We start from the raw sequence: 13,780 nt of genomic DNA, 5'->3' as shown, positions 1-13,780 counted from the left end.
GGCCGTCAGGTTTCGAGGAAGCTGCGCAGCTTGCGCGACCGGCTGGGGTGCTTGAGCTTTCGCAGGGCCTTGGCCTCGATCTGCCGGATGCGCTCGCGCGTCACGTTGAACTGCTGGCCGACCTCTTCCAGCGTGTGGTCGGTGTTCATCCCGATGCCGAAGCGCATGCGCAGCACACGCTCCTCGCGCGGCGTCAGGCTGCCCAGCACCCGCGTGGTGGCCTCGCGCAGGTTCGACTGGATGGCCGCGTCCAGCGGGATGATGGCGTTCTTGTCCTCGATGAAGTCGCCGAGGTGGCTGTCCTCCTCGTCGCCGATGGGCGTTTCGAGGGAGATCGGCTCCTTCGCGATCTTCAGCACCTTCCGCACCTTCTCGAGCGGCATGCCGAGCTTCTCGGCCAGCTCCTCGGGCTGCGGCTCGCGGCCAATCTCGTGCAGCATCTGGCGGCTGGTGCGGACCAGCTTGTTGATCGTCTCGATCATGTGCACCGGGATGCGGATGGTCCGCGCCTGGTCCGCGATCGAGCGGGTGATGGCTTGGCGGATCCACCAGGTCGCGTAGGTGCTGAACTTGTAGCCGCGGCGATACTCGAACTTGTCCACCGCCTTCATCAGGCCGATGTTGCCCTCCTGGATCAAATCCAGGAACTGCAGGCCGCGGTTCGTGTACTTCTTGGCGATAGAGATCACGAGGCGGAGATTGGCCTCGATCATCTCCTTCTTCGCCTGGTTCATGTCGCGCTCGCCGCGGCTGACCGTGGCGTAGACGCGGCGGAACTCGCTCACCGGCAGGCCCGTGGCACCCGCCACGGCCGAGATTTCCACCCGGATGCGCTCCAGGTCCTCACGCGACTTGGACGAGAAATTCTGCCAGGCCTTGCCCTTCATCAGGGCCGCGCGGTCCATGAAGGCCTGGTCCAGCTCGGACCCCTTCCACAGCGGCAGGAAGTCCTCGCGCCGCACCTTGTGGCTTTCCGCGAGGCGCAGCACCTGCCCGTCCAGCGCGTTCAGCTTGCGGTTCAGCTGCTTGAGCTGGTCCACCAGCTCCTCGATGCGGTTGTTGTGGAGGTGCACCTTCTCCACCAGCGCCACCAGCTCCTGGCGCTGCTTCTCGTAGTTCTTCTCGCTGCGCCCCGCGAAGTCGCCGCCCGAGGTGTAGGCGTCCATCCGCTTGGACGAGATCTTGTTCAGCTTGGAGTAGATGCCCTCGATGGCCTCGAAATTGGCCAGCACCTCGGGCTTCAGCTTCTCCTCAAGCGCCGAGAGCGACAGGCCGGCACCTTCGCCTTCCTCGCCCTCCTCGAATTCCTCGGGCTCGGCCGGGGCGCCATCGGGGTTGTCGGCGTTGTTGGTGGCCTCGAGGTCGATCACGTCGCGCAGCAGCATGCGGCCTTCGCGCACGGCGTCATGCCAGGCGACGATGGCCTTGAAGGTCAGCGGGCTTTCGCACAGCCCGCCGATCATCATGTCGCGGCCGGCCTCGATGCGCTTGGCGATCGCGATCTCGCCCTCGCGCGAGAGCAGCTCAACGCTGCCCATCTCGCGCAGATACATCCGCACGGGGTCGTCGGTGCGGCCGAGGCTTTCCTCGTCCACATTGCCGCCGCTCTCCTCGTCCTCCTCCTCGCCCTCGGCCTTGGCGGGCTTGGGCGTGCCGTCCTCCTCGGTCTCCTCGGCCTCGACGACGTTGATGCCGGCTTCGGACAGCGAGGAGAGGGTGTCCTCCATGAATTCGGGCGAGACCTGGCCCTCGGGCATGGCGGCGTTCACCTCGTCGAAGGTGACGTAGCCACGCTCCTTGCCGCGGGCGATGAGCTTCTTCACGGCCGCAGAGGTGATGTCGAGCAAGGCGCCCTCCACCGCTTCCTCGCGCGCCTCGGCCGTCTCGCCCGCCGCTGCCGTTTTGCTCGCCATGCCTCACTCCATGCTTGCGGGGAGAAAAACCCCCCTACCCTATGCCACCGCCCTCAGGCGGGGGAGAATTCATCCTCGACCTCGCCCCGGCGCAGCGCGTCCAGCGCGGCGCGGAGGCGGATCAGCCGCGCCTGGGCGGCCGGGTCGTTCGACCCCGCGAAGGCGACCTCCGCCGCCCGCGCATCCTCTGCCAGTTCCGCCTCGCCGCGGAGAAAGCCGAATATCTGCCAGAAGGCGTCCAGCGCCTCCTTCGGTTGGGCCCCGGAACGGGCTTCCATGGGCAGCCCCGCGGGGCGGAGCACCCAGGCGCTGGCGGCCGAGACGGGACTCTGTGCGAGGTGGGCGATCAACTCCACGGAGTCAAGGCGTTCGGCCCGGGGAATCCAGGCCAGCAGGGCATCCCTGACCTGCTTCGCCGGACCATCCGGCAGATCCAGCAAGGCAAGCGGCTCCTCAACCTCGCGTAGCAGGTCGGGGTGATGCAGGCATATCGCGAGGATAATCCGCGCCCGCTGCGCCTGGATGGACGCCGCATCCGGCACCGGGCGCGGGTGGCGGGGGGCCGTGCGGGCACCCGGGCGTCGGGACTGCGCGAAGAAGCGGTTGAACAGCGCGCCCCGGAACTCCGCCGCCAAGGCCTTGTCCGGAATGGCGGCCGCGGCGGCGGCCAGGCGGTTGCGGATGGCGGCCCGCGCCTCCGGCCCCTCGGGCAGTTTCGGCCCGGCGATCAGGCCGAACAGGGCATCGGCCAGGGGCTGGGCGTCATCCAGCACGCCCTGCATCCTGCCCGGGCCGGATTTGCGGATCAGCGTGTCCGGGTCATCGCCCGCGGGCAGGGTGGCGAAGCGCAGGGTGCGCTCGGGCGCCAGCAGGGGCAGCGCCACCTCGGCCGCGCGGCCGGCGGCGCGGCTGCCGGCGGCATCGCCGTCGAAGCAGAGCACGGGTTCGGGGCTGACGCGCCACAGCGCCTCCAGCTGTTCGGGCGTCAGCGCGGTGCCGAGCGGGGCCACCGCCCCCGTGAAGCCCGCCTGGTGCAGGGCGATCGCGTCCATATAGCCCTCGGCCACGATGAGGGTGGCGCCGCGAAACACGCCCTCCCGCGCCAAATCCAGGCCATAGAGGTTGCGGCGCTTGGAAAACAGCGTCGTCTCCGGCCCGTTCACATATTTGGGCTGGCCCTCGCCCAGCATGCGGCCGCCGAAGCTGATGGTGCGGCCGCGCCGGTCGCGGATGGGGAACATGACGCGGTTGAAGAAGAGGTCGGAGGCGCCGCCCTCCTCGCGCGGCTGCATCAGCCCGGCCTCGATGAGTTGCGCGGGCGTGATGCCGAGCTCCCGCAATTCCGCCGCCAGCGCCCCGCGCCCGCCGCCCGACCAGCCCAGGCCGAAGCGGGCGATCGTCTCGTCGGTCAGGCCGCGCTTTCGCAGATAGGCCAGGCCCTCGGCGCCCTCGGCGCTGTGCAGGCGGCGGCGATAGGCGGCCTCGGCCGCTTCCAGCACGCCGTGCAGGTCGCGGGCGCGGGCCTCGCGCGCCGCGGCCTCGGGGGTGGATTTGGGGACCTCGAGCCCAGCCTCGCCCGAGAGGCGCTCCACCGCCTCCATGAAGCCCAGCCCCTCGGCGCGCATGACGAAGGCGAAGGCATCCCCATGCGCGCCGCAGCCGAAGCAATGGAAACTGTCCTCATAGACGTAGAAGGACGGGGATTTCTCATTGTGGAAGGGGCACAGCCCCTTCCAGTTCCGCCCCGACTTGGCCAGCCGCACCCGGCGCCCCACCAGCGAGGGCATGGGGGTGCGGGCGCGGAGTTCGTCGAGGAAGGACGGAGGCAGGGCCATGGGCGGGCGCACACTAGCCGAGGACCCGCGCGACCGCATCGCCCTCCATGGGCCAATGCCTCAGGAGTACTCCGCCGGGTCCATGACGCCCACGAGATCAAGCGTGATGTCCCGCGCCCCGGGCCGCTGGCGCGCCGCGGTCACGGCCAGGGCCCAGAGATCCCGCGCGCTCGCGACCGACCTCATGGTGGCGGGGTCCGCGCAGAGCGCGATGTCCCCCGGGGACATGTTGTGCGGGTCATCCCGGCTGAGCGGCAGGCCGACCGAAGCCCAGGCCGCCGCGCAGAAGGAACTGCAGACGACCATGCCCTGCACCTCCTCCTGGCGCAGCCGCGCGTTCAGCCGGTTGAGGCCCATCCAGACCGAGACGACATAGTGGACGTCCACCGGCCGAAAGCCCTGCACCATCTTCCGGGCATTGATCAGCACCTGTGGCCGGTTCTTGCCGTTGGAACCGCGCCGGCGAAACACATGGGCCACCGCCGGCAGGTCCCGCCCCCCATCCGTGAGCGCATCGCGGAGGGACTTCTCCTTCATGGTCTTGCGGAACTCGATGACGCGCCCCGTCTCGGCGGCCAGGATGGCGTGCGAATAGGCCGACACGGTCGCGACATTGATGAAGTTGTTCTCGATCGCGGGGGCCAGGGCGGACTGGAACGAATCGCCCGACCCCAGCCGGGTCCGCATCGAGGTGAGGATGATGTCGCCGCGATAGAGATCGGGCGCGCGCAGATTGGAAACCATGGCCAGGCTTGCCTCCTCTTTCGGGTGGTGGATGCGGTCGGCGGGGCGCGGCGTTCCGCCGCCGCCAGGGCAGGCTTTGTCGAAGGCCGGAGGCAGCGTGTTCGGTGAATCCACCTCGACGTATCCGGCGCTAGGGGCGTGGCCCGTGCAGCGCCTCCCGCAGCGGGTCCAGCGCCGGCAGCGGGAGGTCCGCGGGCCAGAGGGCGGACCGCGCGCCCTGCCTTCCCGCCGAGAAGGACCCGGCGAAGCCCACGCCATAGGGCCGCATGGAAATGACGAATTCGTCCGGCACGCCCTCGCAGGGGCAGAAGGTCAGCCGCAACGGGCCGTCCGCCTCCAGCCTCGCGGTGGTGAACGGGCCGGTCAGGCCCGCGCGTTGCGCGCCGAGCAGCGCCGGCAGCGCGGTGAAGCCGCCCGTGATGGGGCCGGACATGCCCTCCCGCCGCAGGCTGATGTCCAGCATGGGGATGGAAGGCGTCGGATTGCCGTGCGGCGGGATCATGAAGAGGCGCCAGTTGCCGTTCAGCGGCGACTCATGCCGGACCTCCTCGGGCACCGGCACCATTTGCACCGTGAAGACATTCTCCTGCCCGGGGAGGATTTCGACATCGGCGGTGAACTCCACCTCGCCGGGGGCGATGGCCGTCACGCGGTAGCGGCCGGGGGCGAAGCGTCCCTCACCCACCACGCTCGCATCCTGCGGGGCCCAGGCCTCGGGCGGCAGGTCGGGGTCGAGCGGCACGGCCGACCAGGTGACGGGGCCAGGCGGAACACCCTCCGGCAGGCGGAAGCGGGCCTCCACCTCGGGCAGGTTGTCCTGCTCGGGGGCGGCCCTGGTCGCGGCGGCGGCCTGCGCGGCGAGGGCCGCCACATTGGTGGCATCGGCATCTTCGAAGGGCACGCCCACGCCGAAGCGGCGCGCGAACATCACCTCGGTGCGGTTGGCATTCAGGTAGCGCACCTCATACTCGCCCGGCTCGGTGGGGACGCGCAGCCTGGCCCGCCCCCTGGCGGTGAGGGCGAAGCTCCAGCTCGGGCCGTATTGGGCCGGCGGATCATCCGGACGGGCGATCACCACTCGCTCACTGGCCTGGTCGGGCCCGCGATAGACGAAGGCCACCTGGCTGCCCGGCGCCACGGAGCCCACCGGGTCGAACCCCATGCTGGACGCCACCACCTCCACCGCCTGGCGGGCGATGATGCCGCCGGACGCGGCGCGGATGATGAGGTCATATTCGCCCGGCTGCGCCGGCGCCCGACGGCTGGCCGGGTTGTTGGGCCGCTGCGAGCTGCCGCCGATGGTGGTGAAGCTCGGGCTGGAGGGCGCGCCATTCGCGCCGCGCGGCACGAAGCCCATGTAGTCCACGAAGCGCGCCTCCCCCCGCCAGCGGATGCGATAGGTGAAGCCGGCCTCGGCCCTGGCGTCGAGGTCGAAGGCCGCCTCGCGTTCCGGCGGCGGCGGCGGAGGGGGCGCCACGGCGGCGCTCACCTCGCGCAGCGCCTCGGCCAGTTCCGCGCCGGAATTGGTCTCGAACAGCCGCCCGCCGGTCTGCTCCGTGATGCAGGACAGCGCCTGCACCTCCGTCCGGCTCAGCCCGAAGCCCACGACATGGGCGCGGATGTTGATGCCCTCGGCGGCGAATTCGGCCGCCAGGGCGCAGGGGTCGCCCTGGCAGGTCTCGAGCCCGTCGGTGACCAGGATGATGTCGGCGCTCTCCGCCGTGGCCGGGATCTGCGCGCGGGCCTGGCGCAGGCTCTCGGTCAGCGGCGTCATCCCGCGCGGCGTCAGCGCGCGCAGCCGTTGCGCCAGCGTGGCGCCCGCGGCGCGGCCCATGGGCGCGATCACCTCGATGTCGCGGCAGTCGCCCCGCCGGTTGTGGCCGTAGGCGATGACCGCGAGCGGCACCGACGCATCCCGGCCGGTGAAGTATTCGCCCACCACGTCGCGCGCCACCTCGATGCGGGTCCGGTTGCCCTCGACCTGGTTCCACATCGAGCCGGAGGCGTCGAACACGAGCACCCCCACGCGCTCGGCCATCGCCGGGGAAATGGCACCGAACGCCAGCGTGGCGCCGAGAAGAAGGGCATGGGGTTTCAAGCGACGTGCTCCGTGGTCGGGCACTGATCGTGACAACCCCAAAGATCAGGTGACAATCTATGGAAAACCATAGTCTCGTGCAGGGATGCTTGACCTCGTCCACCTGATGGAAGTGTTGACCCCGGATGACGCCGGCACCGCCTGGACGCGCTTCAGCAACTACGCGGCCAATTTTGGCCTGGACTGTCTCATTCTTTATGACTTGCGGGGCGACAAGCCCGAAATTCTCACCAGCATGCGCGAGGACTGGACGGCGCATTATCGCGCGCAGGGCTATGCGGACATTGACCCCTTCTTCGAGCATTGCCTGACCCCGGGCCTCTCCGTCGCGACCGGGGCGGCCCACCTGTCACGGCTGCGCCACCTTGGCGCCGCGCAGCGGCGCCTGATCCATGAGGCGGGCGAGGCCGGCTTCCGCTCGGGCTTCTCGCTGGTGCTGCCGGGCCAGCCCGGCTTCGCCTGGAATCTCGGCTCCGGCCTGCCGCCGGTCGCGCTGGCGCGGTTGCGGCGCGCGCTGGGCGAGCGGCTGCCCCTGGCCCTGCGCCTGATGCAGATGCGCCTCGCCGCCCCGCCGCCCCTCTCGGCGCGGGAGGTGGAGGTGCTGGAGTGGCTGGCCGAAGGCCTGCGGACCAAGGAGATCGCGCACCGGATGTCCGTCACCTCCGTGACCGTGGAACTGCATCTGCGCTCCGCCCGCGCCAAGCTGGGGGCGCGCACCCGGGACCAGGCGTTGTTGCAGGCGGTGCTGCGGGGCGCGGTGCGGCTGCCGGGCCGGGTCAGCGGCCGGTAGGGGCGAAGGGGTCCCTCAGGGCGCCCACAGGCGCCGCGCGCAACTCCCTGGTTGACTCCCGCCGCGTTTCCAGGGACGCATCGGGCGTGGGATCGGGGCAGAACGCATGAGCGCGAAGGCAACGAATGTGGGTCGGGGCACCCTCCAGGTTGTCATGGAGGATGACGATCTGCGGATCACCCACAGCCCTTCCGATGGGCCCTTCCATGTGGTGGCGTTCGGGGGGGTGGGCGAAGGTCTCGGGACCATTCAGGTCGAGGAGTTCCGCAAATCCCTCGAAGACGCCACGCCGCGTGCCGTCACTTATGTCATTGAGAAGCGTCGAAGCTGGTTCAACGTCACGCAGGATCGTGTGGTGGATCAGGTGTCGCGCCTGATCCGACCCGGCCAGACAACGATCACGCTTGGCAACAGCATGGGCGGGTTCGGTGCCCTGTATTTCGCGTCGGCACTTCCCCGCTGCACTCGTGCCATCGCCTTTGCCCCGCAGTTTTCCGTCCACCCGCTTCATATCTCGCGGGCGGACAACCGATGGGCGGAGTTCCGCAACGCCATTCCGACGCACCATATCGAGCACGCCCTGGACCGGGCCTCGCCGGATGTGGACTACATCGCCCTCTTCGGGGGCGAGAAGAAGCTCGACATGCTGCATGCCCGCCGGATGGCGGCTGTGGCGACCCCGCGAACCCACATCATCCTGGTCAATGACGCGGACCACGGCGTGGCACGGCACATCAAGGGCAAGGGTGGCCTGAAGCCCGTCCTTGGCTTCCTGCTGGGTCACGAAAAACTGGATCCAGTCCAGCTGGTGCGCCTCCTCCGCAACCAGGGGGTCCGCGCGGCCCGGTTCCGGGCCAGGCTTGCCGAAGCCGCCGCCCGGCCCGCGGAGAGTGCCGAAGTGTCGCTTCCCGCGGCCTAGCGCGCCCCGGCGGCCGCCCCGGGCGGCCCAGCCTTTCGCCTCGCCCGCACAAGGCCCCTGCGCCGATCCTCCTGGACGCGGGTTCCGCGCGAACACGCCTGCCCCGCGGGCCGGGTGACGAAGGCCGGGCCCTGGCCGAAGGGTGCCGGGCCGGGGCCAATTCATGGCCGAAAGGCGCCGGACGCGCGCACCGCAAAATTCCAATCTGACACGCTTGTCATTTCAGAAATTCCTGAACATATCGTCCTCCATGGACCTGCCCCCCTCCACCGCCGCCTTCGTTCTCCATTTCGGCGAGATGGGCTCGCGGTGGGGCATCAACCGCACCGTGGGGCAGATCTATGCCCTGCTCTTCCTCTCCGACCGCCCGCTTCCGGCGGATGAGATCGCGCAATCCTTGGGCTTCTCCCGCTCCAACGTCTCCATGGGGCTGAAGGAGCTGGAGAACTGGCGCCTCATCAAGCTCCAGCACCTCCCCGGCGACCGGCGCGAGCATTTCACGACGCCCGATGACGTCTGGGCCATCGTCCGGACGCTGGCGGAGGAGCGCCGCAAGCGCGAGGTGGACCCCACGCTGACCCTGCTGCGCGACACGCTGATGCAGACGCCCCGCAGCGACGCCGAGAAACACGCGCATAAACGCATGGAAAGCCTGCACGAGGTCATCTCCCTGCTCACCGGCTGGATGGATGACGTGCAGAAGCTGCCGGATGAACGGCTGGTGGCGCTGCTCAAGCTCGGCGGGCGCGTGGCCCGCGTGCTGGAGGCCACGGACCGCTTCCACGAGATCGTCACCCGCAAGCCCCGCCGGAAGGCGCAAGAAGGCTGAGCCGCCATGGACCTGGACCCCATCCTCCTCGCCCGCATCCAGTTCGCGGCGAACATCTCCTTCCACATCCTCTTCCCCACCATCACCATCGCGCTGGGCTGGGTGCTGCTGTTCTTCAAGCTGCGCTTCAACGCGACGGGTGATGCGGCCTGGATGGACGCCTACAAGTTCTGGGTGAAGGTCTTTGCCCTCAGCTTCGCGCTGGGCGTGGTGTCGGGCGTGGTGATGTCCTTCCAGTTCGGCACCAACTGGCCGGGCTTCATGGAGCGCGTGGGCAATGTGGCGGGCCCGCTGCTGGCCTATGAGGTCATCACGGCCTTCTTCCTGGAGGCGAGCTTCCTCGCCATCATGCTGTTCGGCTTTGGGCGCGTCTCCAACCGCATCCACACGCTCGCCACCGTGCTGGTGGCGGGCGGCACCACGCTCTCCGCCTTCTGGATCCTGGTGCTGAATTCCTGGATGCACACGCCGGCGGGCCATGAGATCCGCGACGGCATCGTGCACGCGGTGGATTGGTGGGCCATCGTCTTCAACCCCTCCATGCCCTATCGCCTGGCGCATATGCTGCTGGCCTCGGGGCTGACGGTGGCCTTCCTGGTGGCGGGGCTTTCCGCCTGGCGCTGGCTGCGCGGCGACCGCGCGCCGGGCGTGCTCAAGGCGCTGCGGACGGGCGTGGTGATGGGCGCGGTGCTGATTCCCTGCCAGATCCTGGCCGGCGACCTTCACGGGCTGAACACGCTGCAGCACCAGCCCGCCAAGGTCGCCGCCATGGAGGGCATCTGGGAGACCGAGCAGGGCGCCGCGCTGCGCCTCTTCGCCATCCCGGACGAGGCCAACCGCACCAACCGCATGGAAATCGCGATCCCGGGCGTGGCCTCCTTCATCCTGACCCATGACTGGCAGGGCGAGGTGCGCGGCCTGAACGAATTCATCGGCGAACACCCGCCCGTGGCCCCGGTCTTCTATGCCTTCCGCGTGATGGTGGGCATCGGCATGCTGATGCTCGTGGTCTCCTGGTGGGGCGCCTGGGTGCTGTGGCGCCGCGGGGTCACGCCCTGGCTGGCCCGCGCCCTGGTGGGCATGACCTTCTCGGGCTGGGTGGCGACGCTGGCCGGCTGGTACGTGACGGAAATCGGCCGCCAGCCCTGGCTCGTCACCGGCATCCTGCGCACGGGCGAGGCGGCGGGGCCGGTCGCGGCCACCACCATCATGGGCTCCCTGCTCATGTACCTGCTGATCTATGTGGTGCTGCTGGCCGCCTATATCGGCACGCTGATGCACCTGGCCCGCCGCCCCACCGCGCCGGAGCCCGAGGAACTCGGCCCGCGCGACCCCATGCGACCCAGCATGGCCCCGGCGGAGTGACGGCGATGGAAACCCTGCCCGACGGCGCCTGGCTGCCCATCACCTTCGCGGTGCTGATGGCCTTCTCCATGCTGCTCTACGCCATCCTGGACGGCTATGACCTCGGCGTGGGCGTGCTGTTGCGCGCCACCGGCGAGGAGGCGCAGCGCGACCGGATGATCGCCTCCATCGGCCCCTTCTGGGACGCGAACGAGACCTGGCTGGTGCTGGGCGTGGGGCTGCTGCTGGTGGCCTTCCCCATCGCGCATGGGGTGATCCTGACGGCGCTCTATGTCCCCGTGGCGCTGATGCTGGCGGGGCTGATCCTGCGCGGGGTCGCCTTCGAATTCCGCGCCAAGGCGCCGGAGCCGCAAAAGCCCAAATGGGACGTGGCCTTCCAGATGGGCTCCATCCTGGCCGCCTTCAGCCAGGGCTGGATGCTGGGCAGCTACATCCTGGGCTTCGACCCCTCCTGGGGTGCCTTCGCCTTCTCCCTGCTGGTGGGGGTGTTCACGGTGGCGGGCTACACGCTGGTCGGCGCCTGCTGGCTGGTCTGGCGGGCCGAGGGCGAGTTGCAGCTGCGCGCCGCCCGCTGGGCGCGCCAGGCGCTCTACGTCACCTGGGCGGGCGTGCTGGTGGTGAGCGCCGCCACGCCGCTGGCCGCGCCGCGCATCTTCGAGCGCTGGTTCTCCCTGCCCGAGGCGCTGATGCTGGCGCCCATCCCGCTGGCCACCGGGGCGCTGTTCCTCGTGCTGCACATCTTCCTTCGCCGCTTTCCGCGCGTGGACCACAGCCTGGACTGGGTGCCCTTCGCCGCCACCGCCGCCATCTTCGTGCTGTGCTTCCAGGGGCTGGCCTATTCCTTCTGGCCCTATGTGGTGCCCGAGCAGATCACGATCTTCGAGGCGGCTTCCGCGCCGGAATCCCTGCTGATCATCCTGTTCGGCGCGGCGGCGGTGCTGCCGATGATCTTCCTCTACACCTTCTTCGTCTGGCGGGTGTTCGGGGGGAAGGCGCGGGACCTGAAGTATTATTAGAGCCCTCAAGCGCCGGGCGCGCGCTCCGCGCGCTTGGCTACGCCGCGCGCCGGTTCCGCCCGGCGGCCATGTGGAGTGGGCGGCGCCGGCCGCTTCGCGGCCGGATCCTGTGAAGGAGGCGCAAGCTTCTCCAAGGCGCAGCTCGACCCCTGGGGGGTTTTCACCGCCCCCCGCCCGGTCCATCTCTTGGGACAACGATTTCCGTCCCTGGAGGACCCCTCATGAGCGAAGCCACCCGCGCGCCCGTCCCCGTCACCGTGCTGACCGGCTATCTTGGCGCCGGCAAGACCACCCTGCTGAACCGCATCCTCACCGAGAACCACGGCAAGAAGTTCGCCGTCATCATCAACGAGTTCGGGGAGCTGGGGGTGGACAACGACCTCGTCGTGGATGCCGACGAGGAAGTGTTCGAGATGAACAATGGCTGCATCTGCTGCACCGTCCGCGGCGACATGATCCGCATCCTCTCGGGCCTGATGAAGCGACGCGACAAGTTCGACGGCATCATCCTCGAGACCACGGGCTTGGCCGACCCCGCCCCCGTCGCCCAGACCTTCTTCGTGGACGAAGATGTGAAGAAGGCCACGCGCCTGGATTCCATCGTGACCGTGGTGGACGCGAAGCACCTCTCCGCCCGCCTGAACGACAGCAAGGAGGCCGAGGAGCAGATCGCCTTCGCCGACCTCATCCTGCTGAACAAGATGGACCTCGTCACCGAGGAGGAGGCGCAGGCGGTCGAGGCGAAGATCCGCGCCATCAACCCGATGGCCGAGGTGATCCGTAGCACCAAGTCCAACGTGGACATCGGCAGCGTCATCGGCCGCGACGCCTTCAACCTGGAACGCATCCTGGCCCGCGAGCCGGACTTCCTCTCGGGCGAGGACGACCACGAGCATGACAGCGAGGTGAACTCCGTCAGCTTCGAGGTGGAGCGCCCCATTGACCCCGAGAAGTTCAACGCCTGGATGACGGACCTTCTCGCCGCCAAGGGCCAGGACCTGCTGCGGACCAAGGGCATCCTGGCCTATCCCGGCGAGGACCGCCGCTTCGCCTTCCAGGCCGTGCACATGATCGCGGATGGCGACTACATCTCGCCCTGGAAGGAAGGCGACCCGCGCCGTTCCAAGATCGTCTTCATCGGGCGTGACCTGAACCGGCCCCAGCTGCGCCGCGGCTTCGAGGCCTGCCAGGTTCCGGCCTGATGCAGGACGAGGATATCGCCTACCTGCTGGATTCCCGCGGCGTCTCGCGCGACCTCGGCGCCTGGGTGGTCGGCATCGCCTTCGGACGCGAGGGCCGCAGCCTGGCCTTCGGGCTGGGCGATGGCAGCGTCCACATGACGACCGCCGCCGGCGCCGAATGGCGGCGGGCGGAAGTCCATGACGGCGCCTGCCTCGACCTCTGCGCCGATATCCGCGAGGGCGTGCTGACCGGCGGCGATGATGGCCGGCTGATGCAGGTCGCCCCCGACGGCACCGCCACCGAACTCACCCGCTATGGCCGCAAATGGGTGGAGCATGTGGCCGCGCATGAGGGCGGCTTCCGCGCCGCCTCCGTCGCCAAGGCCGTGCATGTGCTGGACGCGAAGGGCCAGGCGGTGAAGTCGCTGGCCCACCCCTCCACGGTGGGCGGGCTCTGCTTCGACGCCAAGGGCAAGCGCCTCGCCGTCAGCCACTACAACGGCGCCTCGCTCTGGTTCGTGAACGCGAAGGAGGACAAGCCGCGCGTGCTCGAATGGAAGGGCAGCCACCACGCCATCGCCTTCAGCCCCGACGGCACGCATGTGGTCACCGCCATGCAGGAGATGTCGCTGCATGGCTGGCGCCTCGCGGACGGCCAGCACATGCGCATGTCGGGCTACCCCACCAAGACGCACAGCCTGAGCTTCAGCGCCAAGGGCAAGTGGCTCGCCACCAGCGGGGCCGAGGCGGTGGTGCTCTGGCCCTTCTTCGGCGGCGGGCCCATGGGCAAGGCACCCACCGAACTCGCCGGCGGCGACCAGGTGATGTGCACCCGCGTGGCCTGCCACCCGCAGCATGAGATGGTGGCGGCGGGCTTCGAGGATGGCCTCGTCCTGCTGGCCGAGGTCACCTCCGGCCGCGTGCTGCCGCTGGCCCCGCCCGGGCAGGGCGGCGTCTCGGCCATGGCCTGGAACGCGACCGGCACCCACCTCGCCTTCGGCACCGAGACGGGCTTCGCGGGCCTGATTGACCTCTCCAAGCGCTAGACTTCCCCTCCCCGCCTGATTCGCCGCTGCCGATCACGCTTCAC

The 13,780-nt window shown here is 69.4% G+C and carries 11 protein-coding genes; 7 read left to right on the top strand and 4 right to left on the bottom strand.

Annotation, left to right across the window (positions count from 1 at the left end):
• Positions 1 to 5 precede the first annotated feature (5 nt).
• From rpoD to JTN19_RS14300, 4 genes are all read right to left on the bottom strand, one after another.
• Positions 6 to 1,913, bottom strand: coding sequence for an RNA polymerase sigma factor RpoD (gene rpoD / locus JTN19_RS14315; RefSeq protein ID WP_206934007.1), 1,908 nt, complete (start codon positions 1,911 to 1,913; stop codon positions 6 to 8).
• A gap of 53 nt (positions 1,914 to 1,966) precedes the next feature.
• Entirely contained in the window at positions 1,967 to 3,748 is a 1,782-nt protein-coding gene (gene dnaG / locus JTN19_RS14310; protein ID WP_206934005.1) for a DNA primase, read from the bottom strand.
• 60 nt (positions 3,749 to 3,808) lie between these two features.
• Entirely contained in the window at positions 3,809 to 4,492 is a 684-nt protein-coding gene (locus tag JTN19_RS14305; RefSeq protein ID WP_206934002.1) for a C40 family peptidase, read from the bottom strand.
• A gap of 130 nt (positions 4,493 to 4,622) precedes the next feature.
• Positions 4,623 to 6,590: a vWA domain-containing protein gene (locus JTN19_RS14300; protein ID WP_206934000.1), complete on the bottom strand. Its 1,968-nt coding sequence runs from the start codon at positions 6,588 to 6,590 to the stop codon at positions 4,623 to 4,625.
• Positions 6,591 to 6,675: 85 nt separating this feature from the next.
• On the opposite strand from JTN19_RS14300, the gene JTN19_RS14295 reads away from it, so the two are divergent.
• From JTN19_RS14295 to JTN19_RS14265, 7 genes are all read left to right on the top strand, one after another.
• Entirely contained in the window at positions 6,676 to 7,380 is a 705-nt protein-coding gene (locus tag JTN19_RS14295; protein ID WP_206933998.1) for a helix-turn-helix transcriptional regulator, read from the top strand.
• A 154-nt stretch (positions 7,381 to 7,534) separates the two neighbouring features.
• Positions 7,535 to 8,299 carry an alpha/beta fold hydrolase gene (locus tag JTN19_RS14290; RefSeq protein ID WP_206933996.1) on the top strand — a complete coding sequence of 255 codons (765 nt, stop codon included), beginning with the start codon at positions 7,535 to 7,537 and terminating at the stop codon, positions 8,297 to 8,299.
• Positions 8,300 to 8,549: 250 nt separating this feature from the next.
• The gene (locus JTN19_RS14285) at positions 8,550 to 9,128 is read left to right on the top strand and encodes a GbsR/MarR family transcriptional regulator (protein ID WP_206933994.1); all 579 of its coding nucleotides are present in this window, start codon (positions 8,550 to 8,552) and stop codon (positions 9,126 to 9,128) included.
• A 6-nt stretch (positions 9,129 to 9,134) separates the two neighbouring features.
• Positions 9,135 to 10,493: a cytochrome ubiquinol oxidase subunit I gene (locus JTN19_RS14280; protein WP_242531149.1), complete on the top strand. Its 1,359-nt coding sequence runs from the start codon at positions 9,135 to 9,137 to the stop codon at positions 10,491 to 10,493.
• A 5-nt stretch (positions 10,494 to 10,498) separates the two neighbouring features.
• Positions 10,499 to 11,509: a cytochrome d ubiquinol oxidase subunit II gene (locus JTN19_RS14275; protein ID WP_206933992.1), complete on the top strand. Its 1,011-nt coding sequence runs from the start codon at positions 10,499 to 10,501 to the stop codon at positions 11,507 to 11,509.
• Between the two features lie 221 nt (positions 11,510 to 11,730).
• Positions 11,731 to 12,711 (top strand): CobW family GTP-binding protein, encoded by a 981-nt coding sequence (locus JTN19_RS14270; RefSeq protein WP_206933990.1) that lies wholly within the window; start codon positions 11,731 to 11,733, stop codon positions 12,709 to 12,711.
• A complete protein-coding gene (locus JTN19_RS14265; protein WP_206933988.1) occupies positions 12,711 to 13,736 on the top strand; it encodes a WD40 repeat domain-containing protein in 1,026 nt (341 codons plus the stop codon). The genes JTN19_RS14270 and JTN19_RS14265 overlap by 1 nt, the downstream gene beginning before the upstream one ends.
• Positions 13,737 to 13,780: the final 44 nt, after the last annotated feature.

This window comes from Roseococcus thiosulfatophilus, assembly GCF_017311575.1.
Classification (GTDB): Bacteria; Pseudomonadota; Alphaproteobacteria; order Acetobacterales; family Acetobacteraceae; genus Roseococcus; species Roseococcus thiosulfatophilus.
This window is presented reverse-complemented; position numbering and strand designations above follow the sequence as displayed.